Consider the following 21,361-nt stretch of genomic DNA (forward strand, 5'->3'; position numbering starts at 1 on the left):
ACGCCTGGCCGAGCGTTGCCCGAACCTGATCGGCTTCAAGGACGGCGTGGGCGAGATCGAACCGATGGTCACGATCCGCCGCCGCCTCGGCGAACGCTTCGCCTACCTCGGCGGCCTGCCGACCGCGGAAGTGTACGCAGCGGCCTACAAGGCGCTGGGCGTGCCGGTGTACTCGTCGGCCGTGTTCAACTTCATCCCGAAGACGGCGATGGATTTCTACCGCGCGATCGCCGCGGACGATCATGAAACGGTCGGCAAGCTGATCGACGATTTCTTCCTGCCGTACCTGAAGATCCGCAACCGCCGTGCAGGCTACGCGGTCAGCATCGTCAAGGCCGGCGCGAAGCTGGTCGGCCACGATGCCGGCCCGGTGCGCGCACCGCTGACGGACCTGACCGAAGAAGAAGTGGCCGAACTCGACGTGCTGATCAAGAAGCTCGGCGCGCAGTAAGCCTCCGGCGCCGGACGCACCGTCGTTCGGCTTCCTGACAAACCCCTCGGGCCGTCGAGCCGAGGGGTTTGCTGCGTTTACGGCGCTCGCGGCCCTGTCCGGCCCGCTCTACAATAGGCGCCGTCCCGATTCCCGACCTGCCCCGCCGTGAGACGCAAAATGCCCGCGCTGAACGCGCTGAAAGCCTTCGAACTGGCCGGCCGCACCGGCAGCTTCACGCGTGCGGCCGAGCTGCTGAACGTCACGCAGAGCGCGGTCAGCCGGCAGGTGCGTCAACTGGAAGGCCAGCTCGGCGAAGCGCTGCTGACGCGCCGCCATCACCAACTCGAACTGACCTCGGCGGGCCGCGTGTTGCTGCATGCGTTGCAGCAGTCGTTCGACAAGATCGAACTGACGGTGCGCGGGCTGCAGGACAAGCAGCACCACAATCGCCTGCGCGTGAACGTGCCGCCCACCTTCGCCGCGCGCTGGCTGATGCCGCGCCTGCCGGGCCTGCGCGAAGCGCATCCGCAATACGAACTGAGCCTGACCACGCGCCTGGCCGACAGCCTCGGCACCTCGCGCCTGCTCGATTGCGCGGTGCGTTTCGGCGATGGGGAATGGGACGGCTTCGAGAACGTGCTGCTGATGCACGAGCAGCACATCGCGGTGTGCGCGCCGGCGCTTTACGCGCGCGTGCAGCACGACGGGCCGATCGACCTCAATCGCTTCACGCTGCTGCACGTGCTGGCGGCCGACGACCAGCGTTACCTGACGTGGCAGCACTGGCTGACGGCGGCCGGCATCGACGGCGTGGATACGCGCGGCGGCTATGAATTCGATCTGCTCGATCACGCGATCCGCGCGGCGATCGACGGCCTCGGGATCACGATCGCGGATCGCCACATGGTGGCGCGCGAGATCGCGGCGGGCCAGTTGATGCAGGTGCTGAACGTGCACATCGATGGCCGGCAGTCCTACTGGTTCGTCACGCGCCCCGAACAATCGCAGGACCCGCACATCGCGCAGTTCCGCGAATGGCTCCAGCACGAAGTCTGGCTGTCCACGCACAACCTGCGGCCGTCCTCGCCGGCCGGGGCGATGCCGGAAGCCTGATCCGGCGCCGCCCCCCGCGCTGTATTGCGCTGCGCTCAATACGCCTTGTACGGCAGGAACTTGCCCGACAGCACCACGTTGACGCGGTCGCCCTTCGCATCGGCCTGACGCTGGATGTCCATCGAGAAATCGATCGCGCTCATGATGCCGTCGCCGAATTCCTCGTGAATCAATTCCTTGATGGTCGTGCCGTACACGTTGACCATTTCGTACCAGCGGTAGATCAGCGGATCGGTCGGCACGGCCGTGGGCAGCGAGCCCTTGTACGGCACGATCTGCAACCACGCGATCGCCTCGTCCGACAATTCGAAGATCTCGCCCACGACAGCCGCCTGCTCGCGGCTCAACTGCATCTGCCCGAGGCAGGCGGCCGTGGTCCATTCCTTCGCCATGCCAACCTTCTCGGCCACGTCGGCCCACTTCAGGCCCTTGCGGACCTTGGCCGAAACAATCATGTCGGTCACTTGCGTGCGATTCGAAATCATTGCGGTTCCCCTCCAAAAACAGTCTGAAAAAATCAAGCCTTCATGCCGGCGCGCAGCGCGCGCTCGGAATCGAGCTCGGTGACCTTGTCCGGCACGAGGCCGGGACGAACGATGCGGGTGGTGTCGTGCGCGTCGCGGCCGTGCTCGATGTCCTGCTGGATCTCGGCCGAACGCTTGACGAGAAAATCGATCAGGTAATTGCGGATGCGATAGAACTGCGGATCGTGGATCAGCGTTTCGCGCGTGCGCTCGCGCGGCAGGGTGTTGACGACGATTTCCGCGAGGCGTGCGCGCGGGCCGTTGCTCATCAGGAAGATGCGGTCGGCCAGCAGGATCGCCTCGTCCACGTCGTGCGTGATCATGAACACCGTCTGGTGCGTGGCGAGGCAGATGCGCAGCAGTTCGTCCTGGATCACGCCGCGCGTGAGCGCATCAAGCGCGCCGAACGGCTCGTCCATCAGCAGCATCTTCGGCGCCACCGAGAACGCGCGCGCAATGCCGACGCGCTGGCGCATCCCGCCCGACAGTTCCGACGGCTTCTTGTCGATGGCGCGCGTCAGCCCGACCATGTCGAGAAAACGCACCGCGCATTCTTCAACCTGCTTGCGCGTCCACGCCGGATAGCGCGAGCGCACGGCGAATTCCACGTTCTGCCTGGCCGTGAGCCACGGCATCAGCGCATGGCCCTGGAACACCACGCCGCGGTCCAGGCTCGGGCCGTCGATCTCGCGCTTGCCCATCACCGCGCCGCCGCCGCTGGCCTGTTCGAGCCCGGCCAGCACGTTCAGGATGGTGCTTTTCCCGCACCCCGAGTGGCCGATCACGCAGATGAACTCGCCGCGCTCGATCTTGAACGTCACGTCCTCGAATACCGGCGGAAGATCGGCGCGATAGCGCTTGGACAGCGCATCGACCTCGATGAACGCGCCGCCGGCGCCACGATTGTCATTAGTCTGCATAGGTCACCTTCTTTTGCACGCGAGCGAAAAGCTGGTCGAGCAGCATGCCCACCACGCCAATCATGAGGACGGCGAACAACACGTTGGTCAGCGACAGGTTGTTCCACTGGTTCCAGAGGAAGTAGCCCACGCCGGTGCCGCCCACCAGCATTTCGGCGGCCACGATCACCAGCCACGCGATGCCCATCGAGATCCGCATGCCGGTGATGATGGTGGGCGCGGCGGCCGGCAGCACGATCTGCAACGCCTTGCGCAGCGGCGACACCTCCAGCGTGCGCGCCACGTTGAGCCATTCGCGCCGCACGTTCGCCACGCCGAACGCGGTGTTGATCAGCATCGGCCACAGCGAGCAGATGAAGATCACGAAAATGGCGGAAATCGAGGCATCCTTGATCGTGTACAGCGCGATCGGCATCCAGGCCAGCGGCGAGATCGGCTTGAGCAGCTGGATGAACGGATCGAGCGCGCGATACAGCAGCGGCGACATGCCGATCAGGAATCCCAACGGAATCGACACCAGCACGGCCAGCAGATAACCGCCCGCCACGCGCAGCAGCGAATGCCCGAGCTGGATGCCGATGCCCTTGTCGTTCGGGCCGTGATCGTAGAACGGGTGCGCCAGATTGCGCCCCGCCGCCCGGAAGAACTGCACCGGCGTCGGGAAGCCGTCGTTTCTCGGCTCGGCCGACGCATCGCCCGGAGCTTGCCCCATCAGGCGCGCGTATTCCTTCTGCTCCGCCGTCAGCGGCGCCGCCTGCGCGGCCTCGTTCGCGGTGGTCGCCACCTGCCAGACCACCAGCACCAACAGCACCACGCACAGCGACACGAGGGCCGCCTGCAACCGAATCGAAGCTTTCATCTCATTCCCCTGAATCACGAGCGCTTGATGGCGAAACCGGCGAGGTACTTGCCCGGATCGGCCGGGTCGTACTCGCGTCCCATCACCGTGAACCGCTTCATGCCGGTGCTCATCGCCACCGGGTCGACGTCCTGCCCGAGCGCCTTCATCTGTGCGCGCGCGTCGGTCAGCAGGAACACCTTCTCGGCCAGCGCGGCGTAATCCACCGGCTGCTTGATATAGCCCCAGCGCTGCATCTGCGTGAGCATCCAGGTCGCCATCGAATACCACGGCATCGGCTGGAAATCGGTGCGATCGGGCTGATCGACCACGTGCCCGAGGCCGTCCGCGTAATGGCCGTTCAGCGCCTGCAGGATCACGATCTCGGGCTGGTTCAGATAGTTCGGCGTGGCGATCGCGCGTGCGATCGCCGGGCGGTTCTCCTGTTTGTGCGCAGCGGCCGACGCCGTCAGCAGCGAGCGGTACAGCGCGGCAAACGTGTTCGGATTCGCGTCGATGAACGCCTGGCTCACGCCGAACGCGCAGCACGGGTGCCCATCCCAGATGTCGCGCGACAGGATATGGATGAAGCCCGCCTGGTCGTACACGGCGCGCTGGTTGAACGGGTCGGGCCCGAGGAAGCCGTCGATGTTGCCGGCGCGCAGGTTCGCGATCATCTCGGCCGGCGGCGTCACGCGCAGTTGCACGTCGCGGTCGGGATCGATGCCATGCTCGGCCAGGTAATAGCGGAGCAGGAAGTTGTGCATCGAATACTCGAACGGAATCGCGAACTTGAAGCCCTTCCAGTTGCGCGGATCGCGATTGTTGCGATGCTTGAGCGCCAGCGTGATGGCCTGGCCGTTGACGTTCTGAATCGCGGCCACCCGCATCGGCTGCGGCGACGAACCGAGCCCCATCGAAATCGCCAGCGGCATCGGCGCGAGGAAATGCGAGGCGTCCAGCTCGCGGTTCAGCATCTGGTCGCGCACCAGCGCCCAGCCCGCCGTCTTGCTGAGGGTGACCTTCAGCCCCTGTTCCCGATAGAAGCCCATCGGGTCGGCCATGATCAGCGGCGTGGCGCAATTGATCGGAATGAAGCCGATCTTGAGGTCGGGCTTTTCGAGCGGCCGCCGTTCCTCGGCCATCGCCTGCAGGTCTGCCAGCGGCAGGACGCTGGCGATCGCCGCGCGCGCCGCGTTGACGCCGACCGCCTTCAGGAAACGCCGGCGCAGCACATCCTGCGGAAACAGCGCCCGCACCGCGGCCATTTCGAGGAAATGGCGCGAGCGGGTTTCGACGTCGTGCGATGCCGCCACGGCGCCATCGCGTGCATCGTGCTCGTCCTGGCTGGCGTGCCGGCCGCACGAGCAACGCGCCAGCGAATGGTGCGGGCTGTACGGACGATACGGGTTTTCATCTTTCATGATTCGATGCACCGGGTTCGGGACAACATTCGGAAACCATCAGGCGACCAGCCGCTGCTTCGCGGGGCCGGCTTCGATGCGTGCGACGACGCGGCCATCCAGGCGCTGCTCGATCCGCAGCGGGCCATCGGCATCGTCGCCAGCGTCAGGCGTACTCCAGGTTCCGTGCGGGCTCGGCACGCCGTGCAACACGATCGGGAACGCGCGCGTCTTCAGGCGGATCAGCGGCGTGCTGTGCTCGTAGCCCGCATGTTCGCGGTCGAGCACGCAATGCGACAGCGCACTGGCCTGCCGCACGATCGGCTCGATGAAGCGGCACGGCACGCCCGCCACGCTGATGCAATCGCCGATCGCGAAGATGTCCGCCACGCTCGTCTGCATCGTCGCCGGGTCGACCACGATGCCGCGATCGAACGCGAGCCCCGCCATCCGGGCCAGCCGCGTTTCCGTGACCAGGCCGGTGGCGGCCACCACCTCGTCGGCCTCGATCCGCTCGCCGCCCTGCATGACGAGGGTTTTCCGCGCGCTGCCTGCCGTGGCCGGCTCGATGCGTTCGATGCGGCGCACGCCGAGGAAACGGATGCCGGCGTCCTGCAGGCTCGCCAGCAGACGGTCCGACACCACCGGCGGCACGAGGCTCGCCAGCGGCCCCGGGTTCACGTCGATCAGCGAGACGGCATGCCCGGCGCGCGCGAAATCCTCCGCCAGTTCGCAGCCGATCATGCCCGCGCCGACGATCGCGACCTGCCGGCGTGCGCCGTCCAGGCGGGCCTGCAGGCCCGACCAGCCGGCCAGATCGTTGATGCGCCAGCACAGCGATGCGGGCATCTGCGCCGGCAAAGCCGGCCGCGCGCCCTGCGCGATCACGAGCTTCATGTAACGCAGCGCGCCGCGCGTGGTCCGCACCTGATGCAGCGACGGCGAGATGCCGACCACATGCGTGTGCGCCATCAAGCGCAGCTTGAGGCGGGCCGCCGCGTCGGCGCCCGCTTCGCGCACCAGGTCGGCCGGCTTCAGGCCGCGCCCGTGCGCCACCGACAATTCCGGCTTCAGGTAGCGATCGCCGCTGCACGCCGTCACCAGCGTGATCGGCACGGCCGGGTCGAGCGCCCGCAGCGCTTCCGCCGCGCTCCAGCCCGCGATGCCGCCGCCGACGATCACCACGCCACGTTCGCGCGACGGCGCAACCGAAGCCGATGCTTCGGATGACGAATCAGCCGCGTTCGCCAGCGGTTCGTACGGTTCGAAATCGGCCTTGATCACGCCGCACAGCGGGCAGGACCAATCGTCGGGGATGTCCTCGAAGCGCGTGCCCGGCGCCAGCCCGCTATCGGGGTCGCCCTGCTCCTCGTCGTAGATCAATCCGCAGGCGCGGCACAGAAACTGCCGCCACGGTTCGTTGCTCGTGCTCATGCGGGCACCTCCTCGGCCGACAGGCGTGCCATTTCCCAGCGCAGATGCTTGATGGCCGGCGTGACGATCGCCACGAACTGCGCCTCGCGCACGCGCCGCTGCGGCGCCGCGCTCATCAGGTAACCGCGCGCGCCCTGGTGCATGAGCGCCGAGTTCGCCGCGCGCATCGCGAGTTCCGCGCTGTGCACGCGGGCGTCGAGCACGTCGAGCAGATAATCCTTGCTGCCGTCGTACGGCGTTTGCGCGAGCCGCGCGATGCGCGCGCCAAGCTCGTCGAATTCGGCCTGCAACTCGGCCGCGCCGTCTTCGAGGAAGCGGTTCACGTGGCCGAGCACCGGCTCGACCTCGCGGATCGAATCGAGGCTGCCCTGCGCCACGCCCAGGCCGATGCCGACCTGCAGCAGCACGAACGCCGCGCGGATCCTCGCGATGAACGGGCGCGCCGGGTCCGCCATCATCGCGTCCTCGCCGACGAACACGTCGTCGAGCCGCACGCCCCAGGTGCTGGTGCCTTCCATGCCCGAGAACTCCGGGCATTGCCGCAGCGTCACTTCCGGCGTGAGGCGCAGCAAAAACATGATTTCGTGCGACAGCGAGCCGTCGTCGCGGTAGACGCCGGCCATCGCTCCGCAGTACTGACCGGTTGCGATATGGCTGACCCACGGCAACGCGCCGCTGACGCGGTAGCCGCCCGGCACCTTCACGGCGCGCAGCAGCATCTTCTCGATGCCGGCCAGCGCCTTCATCGGGTTCGACATCGCGGTGCCGCCGAAGCTGCGCCCCATCGTGTGATCGTCGAGCAGCGCGCCGGTCAGCGCCGGGTTGCCCGATTGCTCCATGTACAGCCCGCACACATCGTGCGCCCAGGTCAGGAAGCCCGTGGAGCCGCAACGGCGGCTCACGGCGCGCATCGCGTCGATCGCCAGGCCCACGCGGCGGCCACCGCGCTCCAGATGCGCGCCGAACGCGCCGGCCGTGCCGAGCGAACCCATGATGTCGAGGGGGTAGTAGCCCTCGTGATCGATGCGATACGCGGCCTGCGCGAGCGGGCCGTCGGCGACGGCCGTCACGTCGGCCATCACGCGCGCGTCGGACCACGCCGGATCGATCGGGCCGCCGGGAAATTCAAGCGCTTTCATGGTGCGTTACTCCCGCTAATCGAGGTGAGGGGGCGCGCCGCGCTCAGTCCGCCAACGCGATGCTGAACGGCACCGGGTTGCGCAGGGTGTTGGCCACCGGCGAGAAATGGTTTGCATGACTGACGATATCGTCGAGTTCCTCGCGGGTGGCGTCGCCCTCGATCAGCACCTTGACGCGAATGTCCTGGAAGCCCATCTGTTCCGGCTGCCGCTCCGCGCCGCCAGCGCCCCAGGCGGCCGTGTTGCCGATATCGGCTTCGAGGAACACTTCGAGGCGCGACAGCTTGACCTGACGGAACGTGGCCACCGCCGTGATGCCGACGCTCAGGCAGCCGCCCAGCGCCGACAGCACGATTTCGCCGGGCGCCGGCATGGTGTTCTCGCCGAACAGATGCACCGGCTCGTCCACCACCACCGGGTTGTGCGTGCCGACGTAGCTCCACGAGCGGAACTGCCCCTGCATCACCGTATGGACCTTGTTGCTGCCCTTGCGCTCGGGGTTGTCGCGGCCGGCGGCGGCGAACTTCAGAAGTCCTTCGCGATCGATGGGGCGCAGGTAGGGGGTGGCGGTGTCGTTGCTCAAGGTGGTTCTCCGGGTTGAGCGATCGGCGTGATCGCCCGTCCTCTATTGCAACCACCGTGCCAGGCGTCGAAATTCATCTCAAGCCGTTGTTTTCTTTATTCTTTTATCGACTCTCAAGCCATTTCCGAGCGACGCTTCGGGCTCCGAACATTGTTAACAATGTCGACAATTTGTCCGACATTGTCAGCCGCCCTGACGACCCGACACCTTCTGCCAGCGATACGAAAACTGCCGCGACGTCATGCCAAGCAGTTGCGCGGCGCGCGATTTGTTGCCGCCGGCCGCGCGCAGCGCCTGCTGCAATTCCTCGGCCGAATGCGAGTCGTTCGCCATGTACGGGCGCACGACGGCATCGGGCAGCGTCGCGAGTGGCGCCGGTTCGGCTACGGGAATGGGTACAGGCTCCGCCTCGGGCAGGAAGCGTTCGAGATCGGCCGCGTTGAGGATCGGCTTCTCGGCGAGCAGTACCACGCGCTCGATGAAGTTCGACAGCTCGCGGATATTGCCGGGCCACGGCTGCGCTTCGAGCCGCGCGTAGGCGTCCGGCGTCAGGTTGACGTTGCGCTGGTTCGCCTGGTTGATGCGATTCAGGAACAGCAGCGCCAGCGCGCGGATGTCGCCCCGGCGCTCGGCCAGCGACGGCAGCCGGATCGGGATCACGTTGAGCCGGTAGAACAGGTCCTGGCGGAACAGCCCGTTGGCCACGTCGGCTTCGAGGCTGCGGTTGGTGGCCGCCACCAGCCGCACGTCCACGCGGATCTCGCGCTTGCCGCCGAGCCGCGTGATGGTGCCTTCCTGCAGCGTGCGCAGCAGCTTGCCCTGCATCGTCAGCGGCAGTTCGCCGATCTCGTCAAGGAAGATCGTGCCCGACGAAGCCTGCTCGAACAGCCCTTCGCGCACGCCGGTCGCGCCGGTGAACGCGCCGCGCTCGTAGCCGAACAGTTCCGATTCGAACAGCGTATCGGGGATCGCCGCGCAGTTCACCTTGATGAACGGCTTGTCGCTTCGGTGTCCCGACAGATGCAGCGCCCGGGCGAACAGTTCCTTGCCGGTGCCCGATTCGCCGAGCAGCAGCACCGCGGCCGACGCGTCGGCCACGCGTTCCAGTTCCGAGATCGCCCGCAGCAGCGCGGGCGAGGTGCCGACGATGCCGTACTTGGCGCTGCCGTGCTCCAGCGCATGCATCAGCATTTCGTTCTGCTCTTCGAGCGCGCGGGTCTTGGCTTTCATCATCGCTTCGAGTTGCAGCAACTGGCCGGCCAGCGTCGCCAGGATGCGCAGGATCGAGATGTCGCTCGCCAGCGTGCGGTTGCGCATGCGAATCCGGTGGCAGGCCAGCACGCCCACGCTGCGGCCTTCGATGCGGATCGGCATCGCGATGAACGACACCGGCCCCGGCGGCAGCAACTCGCGCGGCACCGCGCGCGCGAGAAACAAGTCGTCCTGATCGATGTCCTGCACGATGATCAACTGTCCGTGCCGGATCGCATGGCCGGTCACGCCCTCGCCGGGCGCGTATTGGCCGCGCTCGATCTCGTCGGGCTTGAGCCCGTAGGCGTAGCGGATGCGGCTGCGGTCGCGCGCCTCGTCGAGCAACACCACGCGCCCGCGATTGAGGCCGAGCAGTTCGGACATCAGATGCAGCGTTTCGCGCAGCACCACGTCGGGCGAGATGCTCTTCCCGACGAGGTTCATCACCTGCTGAAGCAGCAGCATTTCCTGCTCTCGCCAGAAGGCGGGCGAATCGCCTTCGTTGATCGGCACGTTCATTGCATGACCTTTGGGCTGGCCGTGTTGGCCGGGTTTCGTCGAGGATAGCTCGACGAAAAGGTGATGCAAAGTTTGTGCCATTGAATGGGGAGAAGCGGATGGGGCGCCCTACTCGGACGCCTTTCCCCCAACGGCGTTCGGCACCTGCCGCGTCATGCTCGGCACGCGCGAGCCGGCTTCCCCTCGCTTCAACCCCAACAAACACACCAGCGAAATCCCCGCCAACGCACTGTAGAACACCGCCAACGGCCACCACTGCCCCGGCCACGCATGAGCGAGAACCGTGCCGACCAGCGGCGTCAGTCCGCCTGCCAGCGCGGCACACGACTGATACGACAGCGAGATCGCCGAGTAGCGGTAGCGCACGTCGAAGGCCTCCGTCATCAATCCGGCCATCACGGCGTACGAACCCGACATGCACATCACGGCCATCGCGATGCCGACCACGATGGCGATGGGCTTGCCCGTCGATACCAGGATGAACATCGGATACGGCGAAATCATCGCCAGGCCCGCGGCCCAGGCGAGAAACTTCCTTGCCTCGACACGCTGCGCAAGCCATCCGGAGAAAAGCTGGTTGAAGAAGTGGACGAACGCGACGACAAACAGGCAGTCGAGCATCAGCGCACGGCTGATGCCCAGCGTTCCGGTCGCGAAACTGAGCATGAAGGTGTTGCAGAACCACGCCCCCGCGACACCGATCACGTTCGCGCCCAGGCAAAGCAGCACGGTGCGCCACGCGTTGCGCAGCACATCCACGATGGGAAGATTGGCCGGCTTCGCGCGCTCGGCGGCCGCCGCGAATTCGGGCGATTCGGCGACGCCCGAGCGGATGAACACGCCAACCAGCAACAACACCGCACTGAGCAGAAACGGAATGCGCCAGCCCCAGTCCATCAACTGTTGCTGCGGTAGATGTCCGACCGTACGAAACGCGAGCAGCGCAAAAATCAGGCCGGCGGGGCTGCCCAGTTGTGCGAACGAGGCCAGGAACGTGCGCCTGGCCGCGGGCGCATGTTCCCCCGCCATCAACACCGCGCCGCCCCACTCGCCGCCGATCGCGACGCCCTGCGCCACGCGCAACAGCACCAGCAGCACGGGCGCCAGCGCGCCGGCCGATGCATAAGTGGGAAGGAAACCGATGCCCACCGTGCCGATCCCCATGATGGCCAGCGTCGCGACAAGCGCCTTCTTGCGTCCGAATCGATCGCCGAGGTGGCCGAACACCAGCCCGCCGAAGGGTCTTGCGAAGAACCCGACGGCGAAGGTGCCGAACGAGGCGAGCGTGCTGTAGAACGGGTCGCCCTGAGGAAAGAACAGCTTGCCGAACACGAGCGCCGAAGCCGTCGCGTAGATATAGAAGTCATACCATTCGATCGTCGTGCCGACGAACGCGGCGAATGCGGCGCGCCGAGGCTGGCGCCTCGGGCCTTCCTGCACGGTGGGTTGCATCGCTTGTCTCCTGAAGATTGCCGGTCTGCATGCCGGTTGATTCGGATGCCTGATGGCTTCCAGGCGTCAGCCTTTCAACACGCCGGCCTCGAACAGCCGCCGTTGTGTCTCGCCATCGATGCCCAGCTCATCGAGCACCGCACGCGTATCGCCACCCAGCGCGGGCGGCGCGGTGCGATACGTGGCCGGGGTTCGGGACAACTTGATCGGCGTGCCGGTGCCGCGATACGCGCCGATTTCGACCATCAACTCGCGGTGCAGCGTGTGCGGGTGACGCGCCACGGCATCGACGGTCTGGACCGGCCCGCACGGCACGCCGCCACGAATCAGCGCCGTCGCAAGCGCCTCGCAATCGAGCGATTGCATCAGGCGTTCGAGCTCCGCCTTGAGTTCCGCACGATGCGCGCAGCGGCTCCGGTTGTCGGCAAAGCGAACATCCTGTGCGAGTGCCGGTGCATTCAGATGGCCGACCAGCTTGGCGAACTGACGGTCGTTGCCCACCGCGAGGAAGATCGGCGCGGTCGCGGTTCGATAGCTGTCGTAGGGCGTGATGTTCGGATGCGCATTGCCGCTGCGCTGGGGCGTGCGCCCGTTGCCGAAATAGTTCGGCAGATGCGGATGGAGCAGCGAGACACCGCTGTCGTACAGCGCGATATCGAGCGACTGGCCCCGGCCGCTCTTCTCGCGCTCCGCGAGTGCAAGCAGAATGCCGGCCAGCGCGTTGAGGCCGGTCACCATGTCGACCACCGGCAAGCCGACGCGCAGCGCGGGCCCGTCGGCCTCGCCGTTCACGCTCATCAGCCCCGCCATGGCCTGAATCGCCGCGTCGTAGCCGGGCAGCCCGCCAAGCGGGCCATCCGGCCCGAACCCGGAGATCGCACAGTGAATCAGCCTCGGGAAGCGTTTCGACAGCAGCGGGTAATCCATCCCCCAGCGTTCGAGCGTGCCGGGCTTGAAATTCTCGACCAGCACGTCCGCGCCTTCGAGCAACTGCCAGAGGATATGGCGCCCCGCCTCGCACGACAGATCGACGCAAATGCCCTGCTTGTTGCGATTGACCCCGACGAAATAGGAGGCGGTGTCGCCGACAAACGGCGGCCCCCAGCCGCGCGTCTCGTCGCCGTCCGGCGGTTCCAGCTTGATGACTTGCGCGCCGTGGTCCGCCAGCGCCTGCGTACAGTAAGGACCGCCAAGCACCCGGCTCAGATCGATGACACGCAGGCCCTGAAGCGCACCGGTAACCTGATTCGTACTCATTGCGCACGCTCCTTGTTCGTGGGGATCAGCGACATGGCATCGTCGAGCGTCATCGGCGTTTCGTCGACGAGCTTGCGGAGCACACCGGCGTCGGCGCCGGCATTCACGGGCGCCAACGGATCGCGCGGCATGAGCTTGTGCTCGACGACGAGATGGGCGAGCGCCAGCCGACGGAAATCGCTTCCCATGCGGGCGGCTTCCGTCGCCATGAAGACGGCCGCCGTCGCGTGGTAAACAGCGCTGGCCGCCTGGCGCACGCTTTCATCACGGCCACACTCGGCCACGCTGTCGAGCGCGACGCTGGCGCGCCTGAATACGTCGCGCAACAGTTCGATCGACGCCCGGGGCAACGCGGCTTCGTCCAGTTGCGCATTCAGGTAGTGCCCCAGCGATTCGAGCGCGCCTTCGCGACGTGTGGCGCGCGCCACATCGAGCGCAACGATGTTGCTGGTGCCTTCCCAGATGGAGCCCAGGTGGGAATCGCGCACGAGCCGCGGGTCGGCCCACTCTTCGATATAGCCCACGCCGCCGCGCACTTCCATCGCGTCTCCGGTCACCTTTCGCGCGTCGCGACAGGCGCGGAATTTCACCAGCGGCGTGAGGATGCGAACGCACTTGACGGCGAGCGCGTCGCCACGGTCGGACTTCGGAAGCAGCGCGGCGATCTGCATGAACATCGAGCGAGCCTGTTCGGCCGGCAGCATCATCTTCAGCAACTGCCGCTGCATCAGCGGCATCTCGACGAGCTTGCGGCCGAATGCCAAGCGATTGCGCGCGACATGCAGCGCCTCGGTGAGCGCACGACGCATCAGCCCGGCCGCGCGCACGCCGTTCGACAGGCGCGACATGTTGATCATGTCCGCCATCTGATGAAAGCCGCGCCCCACTTCGCCGATCAGGTAGGCCCGCGCGCCGTCGAGCACGATTTCACCGCTGGCCATCGAGCGGCTGCCGAGTTTGTCCTTCAAGCGAACGATGTGATACGTGTTGCGGCTGCCGTCGTCGAGCACCTTCGGCAGCAGGAACAGCGCGAGCCCCTTGATGCCGTCCGGCGCGTCGTCGGGGCGCGCCAGCACCATCGCCAGGTCGGCGTCCGGGTTCGAACAGAACCACTTGTCGCCCGTCAACGTCCACACTTCGTTGCCGTTCGCATCCGCGCCTCGCGTTGCGCGCGTCACCGTGCGCCCGGTATCGGAGCCGGCCGCCTGCTCGGTCATGAACATCGCGCCTTGAAACAGCGTGTCGAAATCCTGCGAGGCGAGCATCGGCAGGTAGCGATCGACCAGCGCCGGGCTGCCGAACTTGCGCAGCGTGCGGGTGAGCGAATCGGTCATGCTCACCGGGCAGCACAGGCCGAATTCCGCCTGCACGAACAGGAACGTCAGCGCGTACTTGACGAGCGGCGGCGGCGCATCGAGTCGATGGCTCATCGAAGCCAGCCCGAGCTCGCTGTAGGCCACGCGTTCGAGCGCGACATAGGCCGGATGCTTCTCGATGCGCTGAAGCGCTTCGCCGCTTCGGGTGCGTTGCATCAATACCGGTGGGTTGTGGTCCGCGCTCGTGGCCCAGGCATCGAGTTCGTCGGAGGCGCGTTGGCCCAGGTCGATCAGACGGGATTCGATGAGGTGGTAGGTCGTGTCGCCCAGGAAGCTCCTGAGCAAAGGGCCGAACGAGGGGTCGCTGGTAAAGAAATTGATGCCGCGGCTGTCGGGGATGTTCGAAGTCGCGGGTTCCTGTCGAGGGTCGGACATGGATCGTCTCCTGAATGATGGTGCGGCGTGTCGGGGCGCCGCCGAAGTGAAATCGAGAGTACGAGCCCACTCGATAAGCGTCCAATACAATTGATGGCATGTGCGATAACACGCATCTATCGTTGGGGAGCGGAAACCGATGGAACTCAGACAACTCCGATACTTCGTTGCCGTCGCCGAAGAACTGCATTTCGGGCGCGCGGCACGCCGGCTGTTCATCTCGCAACCCGCGCTGAGTTTCGATATCAAGCGCTTCGAGGAGCAATTGGGCGCGCGGCTGCTGGAGCGCAGCAGCAAGTCGGTGGTGCTGACCAACGCCGGGCAAGTCCTGCTCGCGGAAGCGCAACGGCTGCTGCAGCAGGCCGACGAGGCGGCGAAGCTCACCACGCAGTCCGCCCACGGGTTGGCGGGCCGCCTGCGAATCGGCTTCGTGAATTCGATGCTCTATCGGGGTTTGCCCGAGGCGGTGGAACGCTTCGAGGCGGCCCACCCCGATGTGGAGATCGCGCTCAAGGAGATGAATACGGCCGAACAGAGCCGGGCGCTTCAGCAGCTTCAGATCGATCTGGGTTTCGCCTACTGGGGCCACTATCCGGCGGAGATCGACACCCAACTTCTGATGTCGGAGGCGTTTCTGTGCTGTCTGCCGGCCAATCACCCGTTCGCCGGGAAGAAGCGCATCGATCTGCAAGTTCTGCAGAACGAACCGTTCATCCTGTTTCCGCGCGCCGTCTCGCCGCACTACCACGACCAGATCATCGCCACCTGCGTGGATGCCGGATTCAGCCCGACCATCCGGCACGAGGCGCGCCTGTGGCAGACGGTGGTCACGATGGTGGAGTTCGGCATGGGCGTGGCGCTCGTGCCGCAAGCGCTGGCGCGCACGCAATCCCAGCGTGCCGTGTTCATTCGCCTGACGCGCAATCCGTTCTCGTCGCGCATCCTGCGGCTGACGCGCGCGGGCGGCCAGATGGCGCTGATCGACAGCTTCCTCGCGGCGCTCAAGCGGGTTCGCTAGGCGCGCGGAGGTTCGAACCCGCGTCAGCGCCGCGCTGCGCGTCGTGCGATTGACGAGCAGCACGCCCAGATGTTTTTCGAGTTCCGCGACGCTGCGCGTCACGACCGAGGCGGATACGCCGAGTTGTTTCGCGGCCTTCGCGAAGCTCATGCACTCGGCAAACCTTAACGAAAGTACGGATCGAAGTTAGCTTGTTCACGACGGGTCTGCATCCAGGTTGGCGATTGCAGGCGGTGCCTGCCCGCGCTCAGTGTGGCGGCGCGGGACGCTCCCGATCGTGGCCCGTTCATGACAAAACCGTCATCCGGGCAGATGCCGAATCACAAGGGCCGACGATCCACCTGATAGCGATGCAGGCGCAGATGCAGCAGCACCAGCGTACGGCGCGGGCAATGCGCCGCGACCCGCACGAAACGCTCGGCCGGTGAGGTCAGACGCACATACCCCGACGCCAGCGCGCCGCGAAACGCCTGCGCGGCAAACCGGTGCACGAGCAGCACCGCCGCGGCGAGATAGACCACCGCCGCGCAATGGAACGGCATCGAGGTGAACGCGCGATCGGGCACATGGAACACGTCCATCAGCAGCAACACGATCAGTTGCGCCAACATCGCCGCGACGGCGGCGATCAGCGCATTGGCGCGCCATGCGTCACGCATCGCGAGACACTCCCTCGGCGATGCCGAAGCCGAACGCGAAACCGGTTGCAATCGGTAACATGGGATGAGCGGCGGCGAGGCCGAGCCGCTTCGAGGATGAAGACGCCCGATCGTATCGACGGCGACCTGAAGGAAGGCTTAAGGCAGGCAATCTAACGCCTCATGCGCGGGCGGAAAACGCGGAAATCGCCGGCGGGTTTGCAATTCGATTACGCATTGATTCGGAAGCCTGACAAAGTCTTAATGTTCATAAGCGGAGATACCGACAGCACGACGCGGTCGAAGGCCTTGCTGGCGTTGTTGAATTCATTGCCGAAGAACGGCGAGGCGAAGAGGAACCGCTATCCCTGGCAGCAGACGCTGGCAGGGATAGCTTTGCAGGCGGTTTCAGTAACCAGGAATTTTCGACTAAGAAAAATCCGATTTTTAAAATCGCATCGAATTAATCAAACAATTCCATTTTCCAGATTCAGAAACCAAAACAATTGCTCTACTGTTCGTCTCGGTTTTTTACCGTAACGACTCAATAAAAACGATGAACAGAGAGACCTACCGTCTGGTGTATTCCAAGCTCCGCGGCATGGTAGTAGCCGTCGGGGAACACGCCATCACATCGAGTAAATCCGCAGGTGGCGTCACACGCGCGAAACGGTGCGGGTTGGTGGATCGAGGGCACCGCGCGCCGTCATACGCTCCGTTCATCGCGCTGTGCGCCGCCGTACTCTCCCCCTCCGCATTCGCGCAAATCGCACCGACACCCGGCACCGCCACGCATGTGATCAATACACCGAATGGTCTGCCGCAGGTCAACATCGCGCAACCGTCCGGCGCCGGTGTGTCGGTCAACACCTACAACCGCTTCGACGTACAGCGTCCCGGCGCGATTCTCAACAATTCGGCCACGCTCGTTAACACGCAACAGGCCGGCTACATCAACGGCAATCCGAACTTCGCACCGGGGCAATCCGCGCGAATCATCGTCAATCAGGTCAACAGCACGGCGGCGAGCCGGTTGCGCGGCTACGTCGAGGTGGCAGGGCCGCGCGCCGAGGTCGTGCTCGCGAATCCGGCAGGCATCGTTGTCGACGGCGGCGGCTTCATCAACACCAGCCGCGCGACGCTGACGACGGGTCAACCGCTGATCGGGCGGGACGGCGCACTGGCCGGTTACGCGGTATCGCGCGGATTGATCACGGTGCAGGGCGCCGGGATCGACGCATCGAACATCGATCAAGTCGACCTGATCGCGCGCGCTGTGAAGGCAAATGCGGAGATATGGGCGAAGCGGCTGAATGTCGTGACGGGCGCGAATCAGGTTGACCACGCGACGCTCGCAACCCGAGTGATCGCGGGCGAAGGCCCTGCGCCCGGTGTGTCGATCGACGTCGCCCTGCTCGGCGGGATGTACGCGGGCCAGATCTTCTTGGTCGGCACCGAGCGCGGCGTCGGCGTGTCGAGCCAGGGCGTGCTCGCCGCGCAGGCCGGCGACATGACGCTGCATTCGGATGGTCGACTGACGCTCTCGGGCAAGACAACCTCGAATGGCGGCCTCGCGCTGTCGGCCGCGGACGGCATCCAAAACAGTGGGACGACGTATGCGCAGCAATCGTTGTCGGCCAACACCACCGCCGATATCACGAACACCGGCACGCTCGCCGCGCATGGGAATCTCACGTTGGATGCCGGCGCTGTCGACTCGGCGGGCACGCTCGGCGCGGGCGTGAATCAGGACGGCACGGTCGATCAAGCTGGCCGGCTCACCGTGAACGCGAACAACGCACTCGCAGCCACCGGCCACACCATCGCCGGCGGCGACCTCGCACTGGCCGCCGGCAGGATCGATCTGCACGGTAGCGAGACACTCGCGAACGGCGCCGTCACGCTGGCTGCCAGCGCCGGCGATATCAACCTGGGAGACGCGACGTTACACGCACTACGTGCTCTCGATGCGCACGCGGCCGGCACACTGATCACCGATCGCGGCATCGTGTCGACCGATGCCGGTGCGACGCTGCGCGCGGCAACGCTGTCGAATCTCGGCGGCAAGGTATCCGCGAAGAATGCGCTCGAGATCGACACCACGAACGGCATCACGAACAACCGTGGCACGCTCGTCGCCGCTGGCGCGATGCACATTCGCGGCGGCGCGCTGGCGAACCGGCAAGGCACGATCCAGAGCACGGCCGGATTGACCATCGATGCCGACGCGCTCGACAACACCGCTGGCCGCGTCACATCGCTGAACGGCGATGATCTCAAGATCGCCACTCAAAAACACCTGATCAATGCAGCCGGGATCACCACCGCCGGCGCACAAGGCGGCGTGATCGGCGGTAACGGCGGCGTGGAGGTGCAAGCCGCTTCTATCGAGAATCACGGCGTGATCACGGCGCTGTCGAATCTGCGTGTCACGGCGGACGCCGTCGATAACGATCACGGCGTGATATCCGCCGGCGGCGACACGAATCTTCAAGCCGGCGCGACGCTGACCAACGTAGCCGGGCGTATCGCCGGACAAACCGCCACCGCCGCCGCCCGGTCGTTCGACAACAGTTCCGGCGTGATCGAGGGCACACGACTGTCGCTCGACGCGACCCACCTCGTGAACCACGGCGGCACGATCACGCAAACCGGCGATGACGCGATGCGCGTCGCGATCATCGATCGATTCGACAATCGCGACGGGATACTGCAAACGCAGGCCACCGATCTGAGCCTGACGCCGGCATCGATCGACAACACACGCGGCACGATCACGCACGCCGGAGCCGGCACACTGAAGATATCGGCCGCGAACGGCACCGGCACGATCGACAACGAGTCGGGCCGGATCGTCAGCAACGGCCGCGTGATCCTGAATGCCGATTCGCTCGTCAACCGAGCCGGCTCGATTTCCGGTCAAACGGGGCTCGCCGCGACAACCCGCGGCGCGCTGAACAACAGTGGCGGCACCTTACTGTCGAACGCGGATCTCGGCGTGGCCGCCGGCGCGACGCTGACCAATACGGCCGGCACGATCGGCTCCGGCGGCGACACGATCGTCCACGCCGCGTCGATCCGCAACGGCGGGGGCATCACCGCATCGAATGCATTGCACGCGACAGCGGCCGACACGCTCGACAACAGCGGCGGCAACCTCGGCGCGGCAGCCATCACGGCGCATGCCGCCACGTTGAAGAATGCACAAGGCACGATCAGCGGCGACACGGCCACGCTGAACGCGTCGCACCTTGACAACCGCGACGGACGAATCATCGCGAATACCCTGGGCCTCCACGCGACCGATCTCGTCAACGCGCACGGCTCCATCACCCAGCTCGGCACGTCGCAGATGACACTCGACGTCAGCGGCCTGCTCGACAACTCGAACGGGGGATCGCTGCAAACCAACAGCACCTGTTGGACCCTCGCGCCCGCGACGCTGAACAACGACGGTGGCACGATCATTCACGCAGGGCGCGGCACGCTGATGCTCGCGCCAGGCCAAGGCAAGAACGCCATCACGAATGTGGGTGGCCGGATCGCGACCAACGGCGCGCTCGCGGCAACGGCATCGAGCCTCGACAATCGCGACGGAGCGCTCGACGCGCAGCGCTTGTCGATAGCAACAATAGGCATCCTGAACAATACGAACGGGCTGCTGCGGTCGGCGGCGTCACTCGTCGCTTCGGCCGGTGGCGCGATCTTGAATCAAGGCGGCCGGATCGGCACGAACGGCACGATATCGCTCAATGCCGCATCGATCGATAACGCAGGCGGCCAGATCGGCAACACGGGGGCCGGCACGACGACCCTTCGCGCGCGCGACGCAATCACGAACACTGGAAAAATCACCGGTAACGGCGTACTCGATATCGCGGCCGACTCGCTGAGCAACACGCAAGGCGGCGAACTGAGCGGTGCAGCCGTCACGATCGACGCGACCCGCATGAACAACGATGGCGGCCAAATCGGCAATGTGACCGCGAATGGCGATATCGCGATCCGCACGGCATCGGCGCTCTCGAACGCGCGCGGCCGGATCGGTGCGACGCGCGATCTGTCGCTCGACGCCGAGACGCTGACCGGCGCAGGCGACATCGGCGCTGCGAACGATCTCACGCTGAACGTGCGCGGCGATTTCCGCAACACCTCCGATTTCCGGTTCGATGCCGGCCACGATTTCACGTTCACATTGCCGGGCTCGTTCACCAACGACGGCGGGCTGCTGGCCGTGAATGCCCTGCGCATCGATGCCGGCGCGATCACCAACCGCGGTTCGCTCGTCGCCGGCGGCAAGCTTGCGACGCGCTCCCAGACACTCGACAACCTCGGCTCGCTGGTCGGCGGCAGCGTGTCGCTGCGCGCGACATCGCGGCTGACCAACGTCGGCCCGACCGCGCTGATCGGCGCGACCGACGGCAACGGCCTGCTCGAACTGCTGTCGCGCGACATCCAGAATCGCGACGACACCACCGCGACCGACACGCCCGCGCTCGCGACGATCCTCGGGCTCGGACGGGTCGTGATTGCCGGCGGGCAACGCACGGATGGCAGCTACACGAACGCGGGCAGCGTGTTGAATCAATCCGCGCTGATCCAATCCGACGGCGACATGGCGCTGCACGCCGACCGCGTCACCAACACGCGCCGGCACATGGCGACCTCCGGCTTCACGCAAACCGTCGACCCCGCCACGCTCGACCAGCTCGGCATCAGCATGAGCGGCCAGGTCGGACAAGCGAACGTCAAGGCCCCCGACAATATCGGCGGCCTCTACATCGAACCGCCGCACGGCGGCAAGATGAACAGTGATTACCTGTTCACCACGTACACCGGCACCGCGCGCGCGAGCGCCGTCACGACATTCAGCCCCGAAGCGCAGATCGTCTCCGGCGGCAAACTCGGGGCGTCGTCCGTCGAAAATTTCCAGAACTACTGGAGCCGCGTTGCTGCCGCCGGCGATATCGAGATGTCGAAGGCACTCGACCAGAACAGTTGGCGCGACCAAGCCGCGCCGAAAGTGCGGGTCACGTACACCGGCCAATATCACTACCGAACCTACAAGGGCAAGGACTGGACTTATTC

15 protein-coding genes and 2 pseudogenes are annotated in these 21,361 nt (G+C 65.8%); 4 read left to right on the forward strand and 13 right to left on the reverse strand.

Translation table 11 applies throughout. The annotated features are described in order from the left end of the window. Together ACYP33_RS32205 and ACYP33_RS32210 are read left to right on the forward strand one after the other, a co-directional pair. The coding region (locus tag ACYP33_RS32205) for a dihydrodipicolinate synthase family protein (RefSeq protein ID WP_459625235.1) at positions 1 to 451 on the forward strand (451 nt) is incomplete at its 5' end. 159 nt (positions 452 to 610) lie between these two features. Beyond that, complete coding sequence (locus tag ACYP33_RS32210) at positions 611 to 1,546, forward strand: LysR substrate-binding domain-containing protein (RefSeq protein ID WP_414441033.1); 936 nt, start codon at positions 611 to 613, stop codon at positions 1,544 to 1,546. 35 nt (positions 1,547 to 1,581) lie between these two features. Here the strand turns inward: ACYP33_RS32210 and cynS are convergent, their stop codons facing one another. The 11 genes from cynS to ACYP33_RS32265 form a co-directional block, all read right to left on the reverse strand. Next, a complete protein-coding gene (gene cynS, locus ACYP33_RS32215; RefSeq protein ID WP_414448356.1) occupies positions 1,582 to 2,031 on the reverse strand; it encodes a cyanase in 450 nt (149 codons plus the stop codon). 32 nt (positions 2,032 to 2,063) lie between these two features. Then, positions 2,064 to 2,990, reverse strand: coding sequence for an ABC transporter ATP-binding protein (locus ACYP33_RS32220; RefSeq protein ID WP_414448357.1), 927 nt, complete (start codon positions 2,988 to 2,990; stop codon positions 2,064 to 2,066). After that, positions 2,980 to 3,849 carry a nitrate ABC transporter permease gene (gene ntrB / locus ACYP33_RS32225; protein WP_459625236.1) on the reverse strand — a complete coding sequence of 290 codons (870 nt, stop codon included), beginning with the start codon at positions 3,847 to 3,849 and terminating at the stop codon, positions 2,980 to 2,982. The genes ACYP33_RS32220 and ntrB overlap by 11 nt, the downstream gene beginning before the upstream one ends. Before the next feature lie 14 nt (positions 3,850 to 3,863). Then, positions 3,864 to 5,252, reverse strand: a complete 1,389-nt coding sequence (locus ACYP33_RS32230; RefSeq protein WP_459625237.1) for a CmpA/NrtA family ABC transporter substrate-binding protein — start codon at positions 5,250 to 5,252, stop codon at positions 3,864 to 3,866. A 39-nt stretch (positions 5,253 to 5,291) separates the two neighbouring features. After that, positions 5,292 to 6,665 (reverse strand): FAD-dependent oxidoreductase, encoded by a 1,374-nt coding sequence (locus tag ACYP33_RS32235; RefSeq protein ID WP_459625238.1) that lies wholly within the window; start codon positions 6,663 to 6,665, stop codon positions 5,292 to 5,294. Further along, positions 6,662 to 7,804 (reverse strand): acyl-CoA dehydrogenase, encoded by a 1,143-nt coding sequence (locus ACYP33_RS32240; RefSeq protein ID WP_459625239.1) that lies wholly within the window; start codon positions 7,802 to 7,804, stop codon positions 6,662 to 6,664. Before ACYP33_RS32240 ends, ACYP33_RS32235 begins: the two co-directional genes overlap by 4 nt. Before the next feature lie 43 nt (positions 7,805 to 7,847). Next, the gene (locus ACYP33_RS32245; RefSeq protein ID WP_459625240.1) at positions 7,848 to 8,387 is read right to left on the reverse strand and encodes an OsmC family protein; all 540 of its coding nucleotides are present in this window, start codon (positions 8,385 to 8,387) and stop codon (positions 7,848 to 7,850) included. A 183-nt stretch (positions 8,388 to 8,570) separates the two neighbouring features. Continuing rightward, positions 8,571 to 10,157, reverse strand: a complete 1,587-nt coding sequence (locus ACYP33_RS32250; RefSeq protein WP_459625241.1) for a sigma-54-dependent Fis family transcriptional regulator — start codon at positions 10,155 to 10,157, stop codon at positions 8,571 to 8,573. Between the two features lie 108 nt (positions 10,158 to 10,265). Further along, positions 10,266 to 11,609, reverse strand: a complete 1,344-nt coding sequence (locus ACYP33_RS32255) for an MFS transporter (RefSeq protein WP_459625242.1) — start codon at positions 11,607 to 11,609, stop codon at positions 10,266 to 10,268. A 66-nt stretch (positions 11,610 to 11,675) separates the two neighbouring features. Beyond that, positions 11,676 to 12,866 carry a CaiB/BaiF CoA transferase family protein gene (locus ACYP33_RS32260; protein ID WP_459625243.1) on the reverse strand — a complete coding sequence of 397 codons (1,191 nt, stop codon included), beginning with the start codon at positions 12,864 to 12,866 and terminating at the stop codon, positions 11,676 to 11,678. Next, the gene (locus tag ACYP33_RS32265) at positions 12,863 to 14,617 is read right to left on the reverse strand and encodes an acyl-CoA dehydrogenase family protein (protein ID WP_459625295.1); all 1,755 of its coding nucleotides are present in this window, start codon (positions 14,615 to 14,617) and stop codon (positions 12,863 to 12,865) included. Before ACYP33_RS32265 ends, ACYP33_RS32260 begins: the two co-directional genes overlap by 4 nt. 139 nt (positions 14,618 to 14,756) lie before the next feature. On the opposite strand from ACYP33_RS32265, the gene ACYP33_RS32270 reads away from it, so the two are divergent. Then, positions 14,757 to 15,635, forward strand: a complete 879-nt coding sequence (locus ACYP33_RS32270) for a LysR family transcriptional regulator (protein WP_459625244.1) — start codon at positions 14,757 to 14,759, stop codon at positions 15,633 to 15,635. Positions 15,636 to 15,713: 78 nt separating this feature from the next. On the opposite strand, the pseudogene ACYP33_RS32275 reads toward ACYP33_RS32270, so the two are convergent. Both ACYP33_RS32275 and ACYP33_RS32280 read right to left on the reverse strand, forming a co-directional pair. Then, positions 15,714 to 15,785 (reverse strand): annotated as a pseudogene (locus ACYP33_RS32275) (helix-turn-helix domain-containing protein); the annotation flags it as partial. Positions 15,786 to 15,955: 170 nt separating this feature from the next. Continuing rightward, positions 15,956 to 16,294 carry a hypothetical protein gene (locus tag ACYP33_RS32280; protein ID WP_414448367.1) on the reverse strand — a complete coding sequence of 113 codons (339 nt, stop codon included), beginning with the start codon at positions 16,292 to 16,294 and terminating at the stop codon, positions 15,956 to 15,958. A gap of 535 nt (positions 16,295 to 16,829) precedes the next feature. Here ACYP33_RS32280 and ACYP33_RS32285 point away from each other — a divergent pair. Then, a pseudogene (locus ACYP33_RS32285) lies at positions 16,830 to 20,540 on the forward strand (two-partner secretion domain-containing protein); the annotation flags it as partial. Positions 20,541 to 21,361 lie beyond the last annotated feature (821 nt).

The organism is Burkholderia sp. 3C, from assembly GCF_054589155.1.